The following is a 16,384-nucleotide window of genomic DNA, read 5'->3' as shown; positions in this document are numbered from 1 at the left end:
AGGCTCTGGAAGCTGACATCCGGACCTGGGTCAAGCACTGGAACGAAGACCCCAAGCCGTTCATCTGGACCAAGACCGCCGAAGAAATCCTCGACTCCCTCGCCCGCCTCTGCCGACGGATCTCCGGCGCAGGACACTAGCCCGGCAGCCGCTCCAGCGTCGCCGCGATCGCCGCCCGGCCGACGGCGTCGACGAGTGCCTGGCCGATCACCGAGACGGGCTCGCGGGCCGGGAGGACCAGGCCGATGCGTTCCGTACGGACCGGGCGGACCAGGGGGACGGCCTGCATACCCGCGGGGACGCCGAAGACGTGCAGCCAGGCGTGCGGCACGATGCTCGCCCATTGTCCGGATCTGACCTGCGCAAACAGAGAGGCGATCGAGTCGGTCTCCACCCGCGGGGTGACGGAGACGCCGACCGCCTCGAACGCCGCTTCGAGTACCTGTCGCCCCTGCATCCCGGGATGCAGCAGGCACAGGGGGTACTGAGCCGCGTCCTCCCAGGAGACCTCGGACGGGCCGGAGTCGTGGGCGGAGCGCTGGATCAGGAGGACGTAGCGCTCCTCGTACAGCGGAACGTACTTCAAGCCGTGTGCCACGACCGTGCTGTGATAGGTCACGGCGGCGTCGAGTTCGTACGCGCGGAGCCGGTTCACGATGTCCTCGGACCGCAGGTCCGCGAACACCTGGACCGTGGCCATCGGGTTGGCAGCGCAGAACGGCTGGGTCAGCAGCGCGACCGCGGTGGACGCGGTCGGTACGGTCCCGATGCGCAGCCGGCCGCTCAGCCCGGCCCGCAGCGCCTGGATCTCGCCTCGCATCGCGTCACGGTCGGCGAGGATGCGCTGCGCCCACAGGACGACGCGCTCGCCCTCGGGTGTGAGGCCGTCGAACCTGCGCCCCCGCTGGACGAGCGGGATGCCGAGTTCGTCCTCCAGTTTCCGGATGCCCTCGGACAGGGTCGGCTGGGAGACGTGGCAGGCCTGCGCCGCCTTCGCGAAGTGGCGGGCGCGGGCCAGGGCGACGAGGTACTCGAGTTGGCGCAGCAGCACGTGCCAATGATCCACCGCGTCGGGCCGTCCGGCATCGGCATCGGTCACGTGCACTGATCGGTGTGGCCTGTCAGGCGATAGGAAATTCCGCTTTGACCTGGACGTACGCCCTGCCGAAAGGTGTGGTGAGACGCGTGGGCGAGCTCACCGCCCGGCACGGAGAGGGCGTGGTGCTCGATGCGGGACTTCGACGAACCGATGCGGGACTTCGACGAACCGGTTGAGGACGAGCTGTCGGTGTCGGCTCCCAAGACCTGGGCGACCGGGGCGCCCGCGGTCGTCCACGCGCTGAGGTACGCGTTGGGCCAGACCTCGCCGAAGCGCACCGCGCTGACCCTGCTCAACATCAACCAGACCAAGGGCTTCGACTGCCCGGGATGTGCCTGGCCGGAGCCCGCCCCCGGGCAGCGGCATCGCAATGAGTACTGCGAGAACGGCGCCAAGCACATCGCGGACGAGGCGACCTCCCGGCGGGTGACCGCGGACTTCTTCCAGCGGCACTCGGTCGACGAGCTGAGCCGGAGGTCGGACCACTGGCTCAACCAGCAGGGCCGGCTGACCGAGCCGATGGTGCTGCGCGAGGGCGCCACCCACTACGAGCCGATCGGCTGGGACGAGGCCCTGGACCTGCTCGCGGGTGAACTGCGCGCGCTGGACCATCCGGACGAGGCGCTCTTCTACACCTCCGGCCGCCTGGCCAACGAACCGGCCTTCCTGCTGCAGCTGTTCGCGCGTGCCTTCGGCACCAACAACCTGCCGGACTGCTCCAACATGTGCCACGAGTCCAGCGGTTCGGCACTGAACGAGACGCTGGGCATCGGCAAGGGCAGCGTGGGCCTCGACGACCTCTACAACGCCGACCTGGTCTTCGTCGTCGGGCAGAACCCCGGCACCAACCACCCGCGCATGCTGTCCGCGCTGGAGGAGACCAAGCGGCGCGGCGGCCAGGTCGTCGCTGTCAACCCGCTGCCGGAGGCGGGGCTGCTGCGCTTCAAGCACCCGCAGAAGGCGCGCGGTGTCATCGGTCGCGGTACGGACATCGCCGACCAGTTCCTGCAGATACGCCCCGGCGGCGACCTGGCCCTGTTCCAGGCCCTGAACCTGCTGTTGCTGGAGGCCGAGGACAAGGAACCCGGAACGGTCCTGGACCGGGAGTTCATCGAGACGCACACCACCGGCTACGACGCCTTCGTCGAGCACCTGCGCGCCACCACGTCCTGGGACGCCGTCCTGGAGGCCACCGGGCTGGGCCGCGACGAGATCGAGCAGGTCCACGAACGCGTCCTGCGCAGCCGCAGTGTGATCGTCTGCTGGGCGATGGGCCTGACCCAGCACAAACACGGCGTGCCCACCATCAGGGAGGTCGTCAACTTCCTTCTGCTGCGGGGCAACATAGGCCGTCCCGGCGCCGGCGTCTGCCCGGTCCGCGGGCACAGCAACGTCCAGGGCGACCGCACCATGGGCATCTGGGAGCGCATGCCCCAGGCGTTCCTGGACCGGCTCGCAGCGGAGTTCCGGTTCACTCCGCCGACCAGGCACGGTCTGGACTCGGTCGACTCCATTCGGGCCATGCGCGACGGCCGCGCCAAGCTCTTCATCGGTGTCGCCGGGAACTTCGTACGGGCCGCGCCCGACAGCGACGCGACCGAACGCGCCCTGCGCAACTGCCGCCTGACCGCGCACATCTCGACCAAGCTGAACCGCTCGCACGCCGTGTGCGGCCGTACCGCCCTGATCCTGCCGACGCTCGGCCGCAGCGACCGGGACGTCCAGGCGGGCGCCGAGCAGTTCATGACGGTCGAGGACTCCATGAGCGAGGTCCACGCCACACGCGGTCGGCTCGCGCCCGCCTCGCCGCACCTGCTGAGCGAGGTCTCCATCATCAGCCGCCTCGCCCACCGGGTCCTGGGCCGCGAACCGGGCATCCCCTGGGAGGACTTCGAGGCCGACTACGACACGATCCGCGACCGGATCGCGCACGTGGTCGACGGCTTCGAAAACTTCAACGAGCGGGTACGGCGCCCGGGTGGCTTCCGCCTTCCCAACCCGGTCAACGAGCGGGTGTTCCGCACGCCCAGCGGCAAGGCCGTCTTCTCCGTCAACGACTTCACGATGCTCCAGGCGCCCGAGGGGCATCTCGTTCTGCAGACGTTGCGGTCGCACGACCAGTGGAACACGATCCCGTACGCCCTGGACGACCGCTACCGAGGCATCAAGGGCGGCAGACGCGTCGTCCTGGTGAACCCGTCCGACCTCGCCGGCCTCGGTCTCACGGACGGCAGCCTCGTCGACCTGGTCAGCATCTGGTCCGACGGCTCGGAGCGCCGGGCCGCCGGCTTCCGGGTCGTCGGCTACTCCACTCCCCCGGGTTCGGCTGCCGCGTACTACCCGGAGACCAACGTCCTCGTGCCGCTCGACAGCGTCGCGGACATCAGCAACACCCCGACGTCGAAGAGCGTGATCGTGCGCCTCGAGCGGCGGCCGAAGGCGAATCCATAGGCCGGCGTTGAGGGCCGGGTGCGGTGGGCTGCCGTCCAGCGGTGGGGCCGGACCTCGGTAAATGGTGGCTGTGCCCCCATGAGCCGCAGTCATGCCATGAGCATGCTGATTCCGTTCGCCGGTGGTCGCCCGACGAGCGACCTGTGGCGGCCGATGCGCGGTCGACGCGCGGCCGGCGCACCTGAACGGGCCTGACCGGTCACCGAGCAGCCACCCCGCCCCGGCCGTCGGTGGTCAGTCCTTGCCGCGGACGACGGCGACGGGGCTGTGGGCGTGGTGCAGGAGTGCCTGGCTGACCGATCCCAGGAGCAGCCCGAGAAAGCCGCCGCGCCCTCGGGCGCCGACGACCATCAGCTGTGCTGTCCTGCTCGTCTCGATCAGTACTTCGCGGACTTCGCCGCTGATCACGTCGTGCCTGACCATGACGTCGGGGTATTGCTCCGCGTGGCCCACGAGTGCCTGGGCGAGAAGGCGTTCGGCGCTCTCCGTGCCCGTGCCGGGCGGTGCGTAGTCGGGCAGCCACGCGTGCACGCCGACGAGCTCGGCCCCGCGCAGGGACGCCTCGGCGAAGGCGAAGTCGACTGCCTTCTCCCCCATGGGCGAACCGTCGACTGCCAGCACGACCGGCCTCGCGGGATCGGGTTCCTCACCCCGCACCACCATCACCGGGCAGTGGCCGTACGCCGCCAGGGTCACGGCCTTCGATCCCACCAGCATCCCGATGAAGCCGCCCGTCCCATGGGAGCCGACCACGAGCAGGTCCGCGGTTCTGGACTCGGCCTCCAGCACCGCCGCCACCTCGCCGGTCATCACCGCCTCGGAGACCTCCAGCTGAGGTGCCACGCTCTTGGCGCGCCGCGCGGCCTCCTTCACCAGGTCCCGCAGCGGCGCGGGATCAAGCGGCGCGTAGAGCGGCCTGGCCGGACCGTCGAAGGCGTACACCACACGCAACTCCGCACGACGCCGCCACGCTTCCCGGGCCGCCTCGTCCACCGCGGCGAGGCTCTCCGACGAGCCGTCCACGCCCACGACCACCAGGTTGCCCATAGCGCCTCCCGTACTCGCCTCGGCTTCCAGCCTCACCCCAACGACGCGCCACTGCCATTCGCGTCCTGGTGGGACCCGGGTTCTCGGCGCGGACGCGCCGAACGCGGTGGGTCTTCGTCTTTCGTGGAGCCAATTTCAGTCACACCTCTGTTGCCTGGCCGAATCCAGTGCCAAGCTGTGGCCAGGTGATCTCCACTCCCCCGTTGGGGATCACCACCCCTGGCCCCGCCCGCGCGCTCCCGCCTGGGCGGGGCCGCGCCGTCCCTCCCGACCTCCCTACGGGAGGGCCGACGGCTGCGCTCTCCCGGGACCCGGTGGTGCGCCCTCGGCTGCCGTCCTTCACTCCACCGAGTGGCACTTCTCGGCTCTCCCCGGAGAATCGAAGGCGAGGCGCATAGCCTGCGCTCGTGCCGAGCAGGGCCAGGAACCGTGCCGTCGGCCCCCATCAGAGACTGCTGTGCCGGGACGGTAGGTGGTGCAGGTGCCCATTCCTCATGTTCCGCATGACCCGCACGGGGTGTCCGGTGTGCGGCATCACGGGCGGGCCACGAAGGCACTGGACGACGGCCTGGCCATCGCAGTCATCGATCCCGCGGGTCTTGTCGGTCTGTGGAGTCCCGAGGCGCAGGCACTGACCGGACACGCGCCCTCCGAGATCGTCGGCCGCGACCTCTCCATGCTCGCCGACCAGCCGGCCGGCCACGGCCACGCACTCGTCGCCGAGCTGGTCCGGGCCGGCGGTGCGGTCCGGGTGGACCGTCTGCGCTGTGCGGACGGGACCTGCCGCAGTGTCCGGTGGCGGGCCGTCCCCGTTCCCCTCGCCGCGGGTACGGGGCTGGTCGCCGTGGCGGGCCACGACACCCAGGAGACGCACGGGTGCGACCCGGCGGCGACCGACCTGCTCCTGCACTCCTCACCGGTCGGCCTGGCCGTTCTCGACGGTGACCTGCGCTACCGCTTCGTCAACGGTGCCCTCGCCCGCCTCAACGGCCTGCCCGTGGCCGCCCACCTGGGCCGCCGCATCGTGGACGTCCTCGATCTTCCCGACCCGCAGGCGTATGAGGACATGCTGCGACGGGTGACCGACGACGGCGAGACGGTCACCAATCTGCAGGTGGCCGCGATCAGACCCGACGGCACTCCCTACGCGGCGGTGGGCACCCTCTTCCCGCTCCGGGACGCCGATGGGCGCGTCGTGGGGCAGGCCGGTGTGGTGCACGACCTCGGCGGCACGAGAGCGGAACTGCTGGACACCGCGCGGAGCCAGCGTCGCCTGGAGTTGCTCAGCCGCGTCAGTGCGAGCCTCAGTCAGGGGCTGGACGTGGCGGGCGTGGCGTCGCGACTGTCGGCGGCCTGCTCCCCGGCGTTCGCCCGCACCGTCACCGTCGACCTCCTCGCGAGCGCGGTGCGTCGCGCTCCGGACTCGTGGGCGCGCGACACCGCCCCACAGGACGCCGCGGCCCACCCGGACAAGTCCGCCCCACCGCAGGTGCACCCGCTGAGCGCGTCCGCTCACGACGGTTCCACCCACAGCGGCCGCACCGCCACGGAACGGGATCTGCCGCGGACCCGCGCGGCGTCAACCCCTGTCGGCGAGTGCATCCGCTCGGCCGACGCGGTCTCCTTCCACGTCGACGAGGCCCAGGAACCGCCGCACCACGGAATCGCCCTGCCGCTGCTGGCCGCCGGACACGTTCTGGGAGCGGTCACCTTCTCCGGCCCCACGAGCTTCGACGCCGACGACCTGCTCACCATGCGCGACATCGCCGCCCGCACCGCCATGGCGATCGACAACGCCCTCCTCTACCGGCGGGAACGGCTGGCGACGCTCGCCCTCCAACGCCACCTCCTGCCCGCTCGTCTGCCCGACATTCCCTGGGCCAGGACGGCGCACCGCTACCTCCCCGCCCAGAACGGCACTCTGGCCGGCGGGGACTGGTACGACATCGTGCGACTCCCCGGAGCACGCGTCGGCATGACGGTCGGTGACGTCATGGGGCACGGACTGGGTGCGGCTGCGGCCATGGGTCGCTACCGTTCCTCGGCTCGCGCTCTGCTGAGCGTCGGTCTGGAACCCGGCCAACTCCTCACCCGTCTGGACGGGCTGGGCGACGAGACGGACGACGAACTGCCCGCCACCTGCGTCTGCGCCGTGTACGACGGGGCCACCGGAGACCTCCGGCTGGCGCTGGCCGGCCACCCGCCCCCGCTGCTGATCCGTCCGGACGGCTCCGCGGAGATACTGGCGGCCGACCCCGGGCCTCCCATGGGCATGGGCCTCGATCACACGTACGAGAGCACCCACCGTGCCGTCCCGCCCGGAAGCCTGCTCGTCCTCTACACCGACGGCATGATCGAGGACCGCCATTCGCTTGTGGACCTCGACCAGGGAATCAGCATGCTCCGCCGGGCCGTTCACCACACCGAGATGCCTCTGGACGAGGTGTGCGACGCTCTCATGGCCGTACGCCCCGCCAACTCGGCGGACGACGCCACCCTGTTCGTGGCCAGGCTCACCCTGTCGCGCGTCCGCTGAGGGCTCGGTCCCCCGTGCCGATTCCCAGTCGCGGGACAACGCATTCCGGGGGACGAGCGTCAAACTGAGCGGCGCCGACGGGCGAGCCGGTGAGGATCGGGGGCGTAGGGATGAGCGGAGTGGTGATCCATCTTCCGAGAGACGAAGAGCGGAACAGGAGCGGCCCCGGCCAAGACGTGGGGAACGGGACCTACGCCGGGGCCGGGTGGCGACCGGAGCGCGATGCGGGGCCGGTGACCCTGCGGCTCGGGGCGGGTGACGTCGCCCGCTTCGGGCGCGGCTCGGCCGACAGCCCGGTGGAGCTGCGGCTCGGTGATCCGGCGGTCTCGCGGCTGGCGGGCGAGATACGGGTGACCGAGGACCACTGGCAGCTGAGCAACTTCAGTGCCACGCAGAGCTACTTGGTGGAGAACCCGGAAGGGGCGGGAGAGTACTTACGCGTCCCACCCCGCCGGGCAGGGGCACCCATCCCCTTCGAGTTCGCCCGGGTCGTCCTGCCGACCCGAGGGACGACGGTGAGCTTCCAGGTGTTCGCGCCGGATCACGTGTACCTCGACCCCGACCACGTACGAGGCGCGGGCGACCGGTGGGGGACGCAGACCCTCACCGCCTACTCGCTGGACGAGACCGCCCTCTACTTCCTGGTTCTGGTCGCGCTCTGCGAACCCCGGTTGCGCGACGAGTCGGCGATCGCCGTGCCGACCACACCCCAGGTCGTCGAACGGCTCAGCAGCCATCCGGAGCACCGAGGGCTCACCGCCCGGGCGGTCAGCTCCCACATCGACTACCTCGCCGAGGAGAAACTCCGGCTGGCCTGCCCCGCCACCACGGACGCGGGGCAGGGCGCCCGCCGCAACGGCAAGCGCGAGTCGATCGTCGGGCTCGCACTGCGCTTCGGGCTGGTCCGCGAGGAGCACCTCGGTCTGCTTCCGCCACGCGTGGCAGACGGGGCACGGGCGAGGGCGGGCGCCGAGTGAGCGCGCCCTCGGACCAGCTTCCGGCCGGCTACCGGGTGGGCGGTTGGGAGGTCGCACAGCGGATCGCGAACGGGGGCTGGGGCACCGTCTACGAGGGCCGGCCCGCGAGCATCACGGGCACGGGCCCGCGAGACGGGCGCGAGCACGTGCGGGAGGACGTGCGGGACGAAGTCGTCGCGCTGAAGTTCCTGCCCACCGCCGGGCTCGCCCCGCGTCAGGCGCGCGCTCTCGTGGAGACAGCCCGGCGGGAGACCGAGTTCGGGCGCCGGGCCCGCCATCCACGGCTGATCCGGATGCTCGACTCGGTCGTGCTCAGTGAACCCGGCGACCCCGTTCTCGACGGAGCCGTCGTCCTGATCATGGAGCGGGCCGAGCACAGCCTCCGTCAGTTCCTCGAACGGGACGGGCCGGGGCCGACGGAGCGCGAGAAGTCGCGGCTCCTGACCGAGATCTGCGAGGGGCTGGCCCATCTGCACGGCATCGGCTGGGTGCACGGCGACCTCAAGCCCGACAACGTACTGATCATGGCCGACGGCTCCGTCAAGCTCTCCGACTTCGGTCTCGCCACGGAGTTGGACAGCACCCACGGCACCCACGGTTACATACCGCCCCTGGGCACCCTCGACTATCTGCCCCCCGAGCGCTGGAGAGCCCCACTGGGCGAGCGCGGCGTGCAGGTGCGGCCCGGCGACGACATCTGGGCACTCGGCATCATGATCCACCAGATGTTCGCCGACGGAACCTCACCCTTCCCCGGGGCCACACCCACGGCGCGCGGGGCAACGGCGCAGGAGTACGCCCAAGGGCGCGCGCCACTGCGACTGGACAACGCGCTGCCTCCCCCGTGGCGGGAGTTGGCCGCCGACTGCCTGGCCCCGACGCGCGCCGAGCGCGCCGTCCACACCGCCGAGAGCCTGCTCGACCGCATGCGGACGGCCTCGGTTCCGGTAGCGGCGAGGTCCGGCGGACCACGGAAGAAGACGCTCCTCGGCCTCGCCGTCGCCGCCGCGTTCTGCGGGGTAGCCGCCGCCGGCTGGACGTACGCCGCGGAAGAGGAGCACGAGGAGGGGCACACATCCCGGCCGGCGGGCCGCATCACCGTGCACAACGTCGTGGAACTGTGCCGCGACCGGGCCGAGGACCGCCTCCCGGCGTGCAGCCTCGGCCTGGCCGTGGATCCCACGCTTCCCTACACCGTCGAGAACGTCGTGGCGACCCGGGTGTGGCACGGCGACGTCCTCTCCGTCGACTGCCACCTCCCCCGGGGGACCCCGGTCACCGACGAGAACGGCACCCGCTCCACCGGTTGGTTCCGGGTCCGCCTCCCGGACGGGGCACCGAGCAGCACGGCCTGGCTGCCCGGTGTACGGACGCCGGATCGTCCGGTGCTGCCCACGTGTTCCTGAGCCGTTACCCGGACACTTCGTGGTCCACCGCAACCAGCCCCTTATGCCCGGCCCTTCGCCCTGCCGTTCGCCCTGCCGTTCGCCCGGCCCTTCGCCGTGGCTACTTGTCCCAGATCTTGCGGTAGGCCTGGCGGTAGCCCTCCGAGTCCCAGGACAGGGCTCCGCCGCTGTTGGCGGCGGTGGTGATGTGGACGGGGGCGACGTAGTCGCTGGCGGGCTCGCCCGCGAAGGCGCGGTTGAACTCGTCGACGATCTGCCACCCCTGTTCGGACAGGGGCTCGGGCACCGTGGCGGACTGGAACTGCCTGCCGTTGATCCGCTCGAAGGCCGACGGATCGCCGTCACCGGCGCCGATGTTGTACGGGGCACCGCCGCCCTGGTGCCCGGCGGCGCGCAGCGCGGGCGCCGCGTGGTCGAAGTACAGGTCGTTGATGGCGGCGGAGTAGGACCATCTGTCGCCGAAGCGGGACCGGAGGGCGGCGACCCTGTCGACGGTCCTGCTGCCGGCCTCCGGGATCGGGATGTCCTCGTAGCTCAGCAACTCGACCTCGGGGCAGGTGGCGAGTTGCTTCTTGATCAGGTCGGACTTCCGCTTGGCGAAGGGTATGGAGGCGTCGGTGAACAGCACCACCCCGGCGCGACCGCCCGAGCGGGCGATGATCCAGTCGGCGCTGATCTGCGCGACGTCCTCGACCCTGGTGGTGACGTTGCTGAAGAGTTTGGGACGCGTGCTGGGCCCCGGGGTGGCGGTGGCATGCCAGCCGATCAGCGGGATGCCCGCCGCGTTCGCCTGCTGGACCTGCCTGGTCACGGACTTGGGGTCGAAGCCGCCGATGACGATGCCGGAGGGCTTCAGGGCGAGGGCCTCGGCGAAGGCCTCCCGGATACCGGCAGGAGTGCCTCGCCCGTCGATGGTGCGAACGTCCCAGCCGATGACCTTGGCAGCCTCCTGGACACCTTTGGCGACCCCGGAAACACCTGGATTGGTCATGGTCTGGGCGACGTAGGCGATGGTCCTGCCGGGAACGGCCTTCGGTCCCGTGGTGGGGCCGCCCCAGGGGGCGTTGATGTTCTCGGCCTCCTTGACCGCCTGCTTCGCCTCGGCGAGGACAGCGGGACAACCCGGCTTCCGCGCACCGACGGTGGACGCGTCGGTGGTCGAACCGCTGTCACAGCCGGCCACGGTGGTGGCCGCGACCAGGAGCGTGACGGCTGCCGCGGTCGCTCTGCGGGTGGAGTGCACAGGGGTCTCCTCAACTGGGCACGAGGGCGTACGGATTGCGTGGGGGGAGGAGAACAGGCCGACGGACGGCCGGAATCGCAACGGCGGCAGCACCTCGGGCCGCTGCCCGGCGGGGTGTCGCGGTGGGAATGTAGCAGGGCCCCTGACGGGTCGCTCCACGGGAGGCGCTACCGCTCAGTAGGCACCCGCGAACAATTCGTAATCAATTCTTGATTACACACAGGCTCAAAGCGATCACACAGGCGATAGTGTCCGACCGACCTGATCCGGACACATGACGCGATCCCATCGCTCGTGCCCCCTGTCCGATCGCTCGAGCCCGGCGACACCGCGGTCACCACTCACCGAACAGCCAAGGAGGTCAGCGTGCCCACGAACACGGTGGAGCCGCCGCCCGGCCGCACGGACCGGACTCCTGTGTTCCGCCGCAGGGCGGTCTCCGTTCTCGCCCGGTGGCCGTTCCGGCGAAAACTCAACGTGCTCGTCGTCGCGCCCGTGGCGGTCGTCGGCGCGCTCCTCGGCGTCGGCGTCACAGGTCAGATCGACCAGGTCCGCGACGCCGACCGGATCGCCGAACTGGTGCGGGACAGCGAACAGGTCGCGGCGCTCGCCAACGACATCCAGGCCGAACACCGGCTGGCACTGTTGCTGTCCGTGCAGCACGAAGCGGCCCGGCCCGGAGCCTCCCAGCCGTCGACGACGGCATACCGCGAGGCACAACAGGCCACCGACGAACGGGCCGCGGCCGTGCGGTCCGCGTTCGGGTCGAGCCTGCCGGCCGAGGAGAAGCAGGCGCTCGAGTACATCGCCGGCCTGGACTCCCTGCGCGACAAGCTCGCCCGGGACTACGTCCCGGCCGCCAACATCGACCCGGCCTACGCCGCCGCGGTCGGCTACCTCATCGACGGCATCGGCCTCGACCGCTTCGCCGCGTCCTCGCAGTCCTCGGTCACCAACCAGCTGGACGCGGTACTGCGGGCGGACGCGGCCCACGCGGCCTTCGAGAGCGCCGTGTTCTCCGCGCAGACCCGTGACGCGAACGCCCTGACCGAGTACACACGCGCCGTCGGCGCCCATGAACTCTTCACCCACCAGTCCGAGCGCTTCGGCCGTATCGCCGAGCCGAAGCAGATCCTGCTCATGGGCGGTATCGAGCGCGGGGCCGAACAGAACGCCCTCACCTCCCAGTTCGCGGAACTGCAGGTCGATCCGGGATCACTGCAGTCGCAGACCACGGGCGAACTGCGCGAGAAGATCGCCGCCGGAGAGCGGCAGGCCGACACCCGCCTCGGCATCACCCGGACCCTGATCAGGCAGACCGCGGCCCAGGCCGACGCCCTGTCCGGGAACGCCCTGTACAAGGCATGGCTGATGCTGGCTCTGGCGTTGCTCGGCTTCGCCGCCTGGCTGGCGTTCTGCGTGCTGGTCCGGCGCTCGGTCGTCCGCCCCCTCATGGCCCTGACCGGTTCCGCCCAGCGGGTCGTCGCGGCCGCGGGCGAGGAGCTGGCCCGCGTGGCGGACGACGAGTCCACCGACACCGCCCCGTTCCGGCCGCAGGCCATCCCGGTCCCGGTCCGCGACGACATCGGCGAACTGGCCGAGGCGTTCAATCATGTGCAGGTCACCGCCGCCGCGCTGCTGGAGAGGCAGTTGCTGAGCCGACGCAACGTCGCCGAGATGTTCGGCAATGTCGGGCGCCGGGTCAGCAATCTGACCACTCGCCAGCTGTCCCTGATCGACGCCGTGGAACGCGAGGAGACCGACCCCGAGCTCCTCGACCGGCTCTACCGCATCGACCACATCGCGGTACGGCTGCAGCGCAACGCCGACAGCCTGATGTTGCTCGCCGGGATCCGGGAGACGGACGTCGAGGCCCGGCCGACCACCCTGGCGGACGTCATACGCTCCGGCCTCGGCCGCATCGAGGGGTTCCAGCGGGTGTCCCTGCGGTCCGAGACGGACATCACCGTCGGGCCCGACATCATCGGCGATCTGACACTGCTGCTCGCCGAACTGCTGGAGAACGCCGTCTCCTTCTCCCCGTCCCACACCCCCGTCGAAGTGGTCGTGCGGCCCGGCACCGATGTCACCGAGGACGGCGGCGCGCTGATCGAGGTCATCGACCACGGCCTCGGCATGAGCGGGGAGCGTCTCGCCGAGGAGAACGCCCGCCTCGTCCGACGGGAACGGCTCGACCTGGTGCCGACCAAGGTGCTCGGCCTCTTCGTGGTCGGCAGTCTCGCCCGCCACCTCGGACTTCAGGTGACCCTGAGCCGTACACCGGGCGGTGGCGTCACCGGCACGGTCTGGATCCCCTCCGAACTCCTGCTGACCATGGGGCCGGACGACGGCACCACGTCCGGGACGGGGGCGGCGCCCGCCACAGGGCCCGAGGGGACGGCCCCCGCACCCGTACCGGTACCCGCCTCCGCGACCCTTCCCGAACGGCGTCCGACGATCGTGACACCCCACAGCGACCTGCCCCGGCGCGTACCGTCCCACCTCGGCCCGAACTCCGCCGCCCCCGAGGGGACGTCACCGACAGCCGCCCGTCCCCTGCGGCGACGGGTCCGCGGCGCGACGCTCACCGTGACCACCCCGGCGGCCGACCGAGGCACCCCGGCGCCGCGCCGGCCGCTGGACGCCGACGCCGTCCGCTCGGAACTCGACGAGTTCGAGGCCGCCGTACGCAGGGCGGAACAGGACGCGACCGCGACCCGGCACGAGACCGGCACCACCGCAACACCGGAATCCCCAGAAGGCCAGAAGGAGACGGGCAGTGACGACGTCGACAGGTGACAGCACCTCCGAACAGGCGAATCCCGCCGATCTGCGAACCGCGGCGGCCGACTTCACCTGGCTGCTCGACCGGTTCGCCACCGATACCGCGGGGGTCGTGGACGCCATCGCGGTGTCGTCCGACGGACTGCTGATCGCCGTCTCTCAACTACGCGACAGGGCCGACTCCGAGCGGCTCGCCGCGATCGTGTCCGGCGTCACGAGTCTCGCCGCGGGCGTCTCCGGCAACTACAGCCTGGGCGGCCTCAACAAGGTCATCATCGACCTGGAGGGAGGCCATGTGCTGGTGTCGGCCATCGGCAACGGCGCCGTACTCGGAGTGGTCGCCTCCAAGGAGGCGAAACTGGGCAACATCGCCTACGAGATGACCCTTTTCGCCAACCGCGCCGGGGCCGCGCTCACCCCGCAACTGGTGATGGAACTCAAGAACAGCGTCGGCTCCACACCGGCCGGCTGACCCCCATCCCCGCGAGGCAGGAGGTCGTCATGGCCGACGCTGGACGAGAACCACTGGAAGCAGCACAGGACAGCATGGGCGGCTCGCCCGAACCGGTCGACCGCGCCCCCGCCGTCCGGCCGTTCCTGCTGACCGCCGGCCGGGTGTCGGGGGCGGGCAGGGTGGCGCCGATCCCGATCGAGACGCAGATCGTGGCGACCTCGGCCGGACTCTCCGTCCTCGGCACGCTCGCCTTCGAACACCACGACATCGTGGCCGCCTGCCGGCAGCCGCAGTCCGTGGCGGAACTCGCCGCCCATCTGCGCCTGCACCTCAACGTCGTCCGGGTGCTCGCCGAGGACCTGTGTGCCGCCGGGCACCTGGCGGTCCATGTGCCAGGCGCCGGGACCGCCCAGGACATCACCGTACTGCGAAGGGTCATCCATGGTCTCCGTGCCGTCCCCGACTCACGGGACACGCTCCGTGACAGCGGTTGAGCCGCCCCTGCCGGTCAAGCTGGTCGTCGCCGGCGGCTTCGGGGTCGGCAAGACCACCACGGTGGGCTCCATCTCCGAGATACGGCCGCTCACCACGGAGGCCGCCATCACCGAGGTCGCGGCGGGCGTCGACGACCTCACCCACACACCCGGCAAGACCACCACCACCGTGGCCATGGACTTCGGCTGCATCACTCTCGACCCGACGCTGAAGCTGTATCTGTTCGGGACACCGGGCCAGGACCGGTTCGGCTTCATGTGGGACGACGTGGTCGAAGGTGCCCTCGGCGCCCTGGTCATCGTGGACACCCGCCGCCTCGACGACTGCTACGCCGCCGTCGACTACTTCGAGCACAAGCGCATCCCCTTCGCCGTCGCCGTCAACGCCTTCGACGGGGAGGTCGAACACGACCTGGACGACGTACGGTGGGCACTGGACATCGCCGAACACGTCCCGCTCGTCGTCTTCGACGCACGCAGGACCGGCTCCGTGCGCGACGCCCTCCTGGTCGTGCTCGACGTCGCCCTCACCCGCGCCGAAGCGACCGCGACGACCTGACTGCCGCCCGCCGATGCGGCTGCAGCCGTTGACCCGAACCGGTGCACACCAGATCGAGCACTGGTTCGATCATCCCGAGGTTCGGAGTCGCCTGGGCGACCGGTCCTGGATCCACCGGCAGCTGAACCTGATCGGTCAGGACCCCGGCACCCCCTTCCGCGGCGCGACGGTGCTGCGCTCCCACGGGTGGATCGGGCTGGACCAGGCGGGCACACCGGTCGCGTTCGTCCTCGGCGACGTCTACGACCGCTGGGTCCGCTACCACGGCGAAGGCCCCGAGGGTCCCCTCCTGTCCGACGCCGCCCCCCGGCGCGCCATGGGCCTGGCGTACGGGGTCGACCCCGAGCGGTGGCGACAGGGACACGGTCGCACGGCCCTCCGAGCGGTGCTCACGCACCCCGACGTCGGCGACGTCCAGTCGTTCTTCTGCGGCATCGAGCCCGACAACCACGCCAGTCGCGACTGCGCCGAAGCCGCCGGCTTCACCCTCGCCGACGTGGAACCGGACCACGAAGGGATGCTCTACTACCGCCGCGCCCGCCCAGGTCGGGCACCGACCCACGCTGACCCACCACCGCGTCACGCGCCTGCCGTATCTGGTCGCCTGCCGTTCGTGGGGGTACCGGAAGGCGCGCCGTCGGACTCGAGGTGGTCGCGCAACCACCGTTCCGTGTTGCTGACGTGCAGCAGCGCGGCCGCCTGGCTGAGTGGGGCGTCGCGGGCGGCCAGCGCCTCGTGGATCGCCTCGTGCTCCAGAACGGTCCTGGCGGCGACCTGCGCGTCGACCCGGCCTCGCCAGATCCGGGCCCGAAGGGTGCGGCCGGAGACCCCTTCGAGCAGCGCCAGCAGGGACTCGTTCCCCGTGGCCGCGACCACGGCGCGGTGGAAGGCCGCGTCGTGCGCGTTGAGCAGTTCGACGTCGTCACGGGCCTGCCGCATGGCGTCGAGGTGGTGTTCGACCTCGGCCAGTTGCTCGTCGGTGATACGGGTCGCGGCGAGCCCGGTGGCGGCGGGTTCGAGCAGCCGCCGTACCTCCATCAGGTCCAACAGCGCGCCCGCGTCGGCCTGGAGCAGTTCCACGGCACCGCCGAGGCCCTCCAGCAGTACGCTCGCCTGCAGACTGGTGACGTACGTGCCGTCGCCCCGTTTGACCTCCAGCACACGGGCGACCGCCAGCGCCTTTACCGCCTCGCGCGCCAGGTTGCGGGACAGCCCCAGCTGGGCCGCCAGATCGGGCTCCGGCGGCAGCTTCGAGCCGGGCGGCAGTTCGCCGGTCCGGATCAACTCACGAATCTGCTCGATGGCCTTGTCCGTGAGGGACACCGCGCCCCCTC

The 16,384-nt window shown here is 71.0% G+C and carries 12 protein-coding genes and 1 pseudogene; 9 read left to right on the top strand and 4 right to left on the bottom strand.

Features of this window, described 5'->3' with window-relative positions:
- Window positions 1-136: 136 nt before the first annotated feature.
- Entirely contained in the window at window positions 137-1,051 is a 915-nt protein-coding gene (locus PUR53_RS18375) for a LysR family transcriptional regulator (RefSeq protein ID WP_329908929.1), read from the bottom strand.
- Between the two features lie 198 nt (window positions 1,052-1,249).
- Between PUR53_RS18375 and PUR53_RS18370 the strand changes: the two genes are divergently transcribed.
- Window positions 1,250-3,550, top strand: a complete 2,301-nt coding sequence (locus PUR53_RS18370) for an FdhF/YdeP family oxidoreductase (RefSeq protein WP_329908928.1) — start codon at window positions 1,250-1,252, stop codon at window positions 3,548-3,550.
- Between the two features lie 234 nt (window positions 3,551-3,784).
- Here PUR53_RS18370 and PUR53_RS18365 read toward each other — a convergent pair whose 3' ends face one another.
- Entirely contained in the window at window positions 3,785-4,597 is an 813-nt protein-coding gene (locus PUR53_RS18365) for a universal stress protein (RefSeq protein WP_329900703.1), read from the bottom strand.
- Between the two features lie 481 nt (window positions 4,598-5,078).
- Here PUR53_RS18365 and PUR53_RS18360 point away from each other — a divergent pair, with 481 nt between their 5' ends.
- The 3 genes from PUR53_RS18360 (at window position 5,079) to PUR53_RS18350 (ending at window position 9,516) form a co-directional block, all read left to right on the top strand.
- On the top strand, window positions 5,079-7,133 hold the full coding sequence (locus PUR53_RS18360; RefSeq protein ID WP_329900704.1) for a SpoIIE family protein phosphatase: 2,055 nt from the start codon (window positions 5,079-5,081) through the stop codon (window positions 7,131-7,133).
- 110 nt (window positions 7,134-7,243) lie between these two features.
- Complete coding sequence (locus PUR53_RS18355; RefSeq protein ID WP_443078280.1) at window positions 7,244-8,110, top strand: serine/threonine protein kinase; 867 nt, start codon at window positions 7,244-7,246, stop codon at window positions 8,108-8,110.
- The gene (locus PUR53_RS18350) at window positions 8,107-9,516 is read left to right on the top strand and encodes a serine/threonine-protein kinase (protein WP_329908921.1); all 1,410 of its coding nucleotides are present in this window, start codon (window positions 8,107-8,109) and stop codon (window positions 9,514-9,516) included. The genes PUR53_RS18355 and PUR53_RS18350 overlap by 4 nt, the downstream gene beginning before the upstream one ends.
- 100 nt (window positions 9,517-9,616) lie before the next feature.
- On the opposite strand, the gene PUR53_RS18345 is transcribed toward PUR53_RS18350, so the two are convergent.
- Window positions 9,617-10,759 carry a substrate-binding domain-containing protein gene (locus PUR53_RS18345; protein WP_329900707.1) on the bottom strand — a complete coding sequence of 381 codons (1,143 nt, stop codon included), beginning with the start codon at window positions 10,757-10,759 and terminating at the stop codon, window positions 9,617-9,619.
- 366 nt (window positions 10,760-11,125) lie between these two features.
- Here PUR53_RS18345 and PUR53_RS18340 point away from each other — a divergent pair, with 366 nt between their 5' ends.
- The 5 genes and pseudogenes from PUR53_RS18340 to PUR53_RS18320 form a co-directional block, all read left to right on the top strand.
- Window positions 11,126-13,558 carry a sensor histidine kinase gene (locus PUR53_RS18340; protein ID WP_329908920.1) on the top strand — a complete coding sequence of 811 codons (2,433 nt, stop codon included), beginning with the start codon at window positions 11,126-11,128 and terminating at the stop codon, window positions 13,556-13,558.
- Window positions 13,539-14,015, top strand: a complete 477-nt coding sequence (locus PUR53_RS18335; RefSeq protein WP_239750102.1) for a roadblock/LC7 domain-containing protein — start codon at window positions 13,539-13,541, stop codon at window positions 14,013-14,015. Before PUR53_RS18340 ends, PUR53_RS18335 begins: the two co-directional genes overlap by 20 nt.
- Window positions 14,016-14,044: 29 nt before the next feature.
- Window positions 14,045-14,491, top strand: a complete 447-nt coding sequence (locus tag PUR53_RS18330) for a DUF742 domain-containing protein (RefSeq protein ID WP_329908918.1) — start codon at window positions 14,045-14,047, stop codon at window positions 14,489-14,491.
- The gene (locus PUR53_RS18325; protein ID WP_329908917.1) at window positions 14,439-15,050 is read left to right on the top strand and encodes a GTP-binding protein; all 612 of its coding nucleotides are present in this window, start codon (window positions 14,439-14,441) and stop codon (window positions 15,048-15,050) included. Before PUR53_RS18330 ends, PUR53_RS18325 begins: the two co-directional genes overlap by 53 nt.
- Before the next feature lie 13 nt (window positions 15,051-15,063).
- A pseudogene (locus PUR53_RS18320) lies at window positions 15,064-15,525 on the top strand (GNAT family N-acetyltransferase); the annotation flags it as partial.
- Between the two features lie 104 nt (window positions 15,526-15,629).
- Here the strand turns inward: PUR53_RS18320 and PUR53_RS18315 are convergent.
- Complete coding sequence (locus PUR53_RS18315; RefSeq protein WP_329908916.1) at window positions 15,630-16,373, bottom strand: FadR/GntR family transcriptional regulator; 744 nt, start codon at window positions 16,371-16,373, stop codon at window positions 15,630-15,632.
- Between the last annotated feature and the right edge of the window lie 11 nt (window positions 16,374-16,384).

Source organism: Streptomyces sp. SP18BB07, assembly GCF_036322545.1.
Lineage (GTDB): Bacteria > Actinomycetota > Actinomycetes > Streptomycetales > Streptomycetaceae > Streptomyces > Streptomyces deccanensis.
Note: the sequence above shows the minus strand (reverse complement) of the source record. Positions and strands in the feature narration are given on the sequence as shown.

Coding starts and splice junctions, on each gene's coding strand:
- PUR53_RS18355 (WP_443078280.1), top strand. CDS start 7,244: ATGAGCGGAGTGGTGATCCATCTTCCGAGAGACGAAGAGCGGAACAGG.
- PUR53_RS18370 (WP_329908928.1), top strand. CDS start 1,250: ATGCGGGACTTCGACGAACCGGTTGAGGACGAGCTGTCGGTGTCGGCT.
- PUR53_RS18365 (WP_329900703.1), bottom strand. CDS start 4,597: ATGGGCAACCTGGTGGTCGTGGGCGTGGACGGCTCGTCGGAGAGCCTC.
- PUR53_RS18325 (WP_329908917.1), top strand. CDS start 14,439: ATGGTCTCCGTGCCGTCCCCGACTCACGGGACACGCTCCGTGACAGCG.
- PUR53_RS18330 (WP_329908918.1), top strand. CDS start 14,045: ATGGCCGACGCTGGACGAGAACCACTGGAAGCAGCACAGGACAGCATG.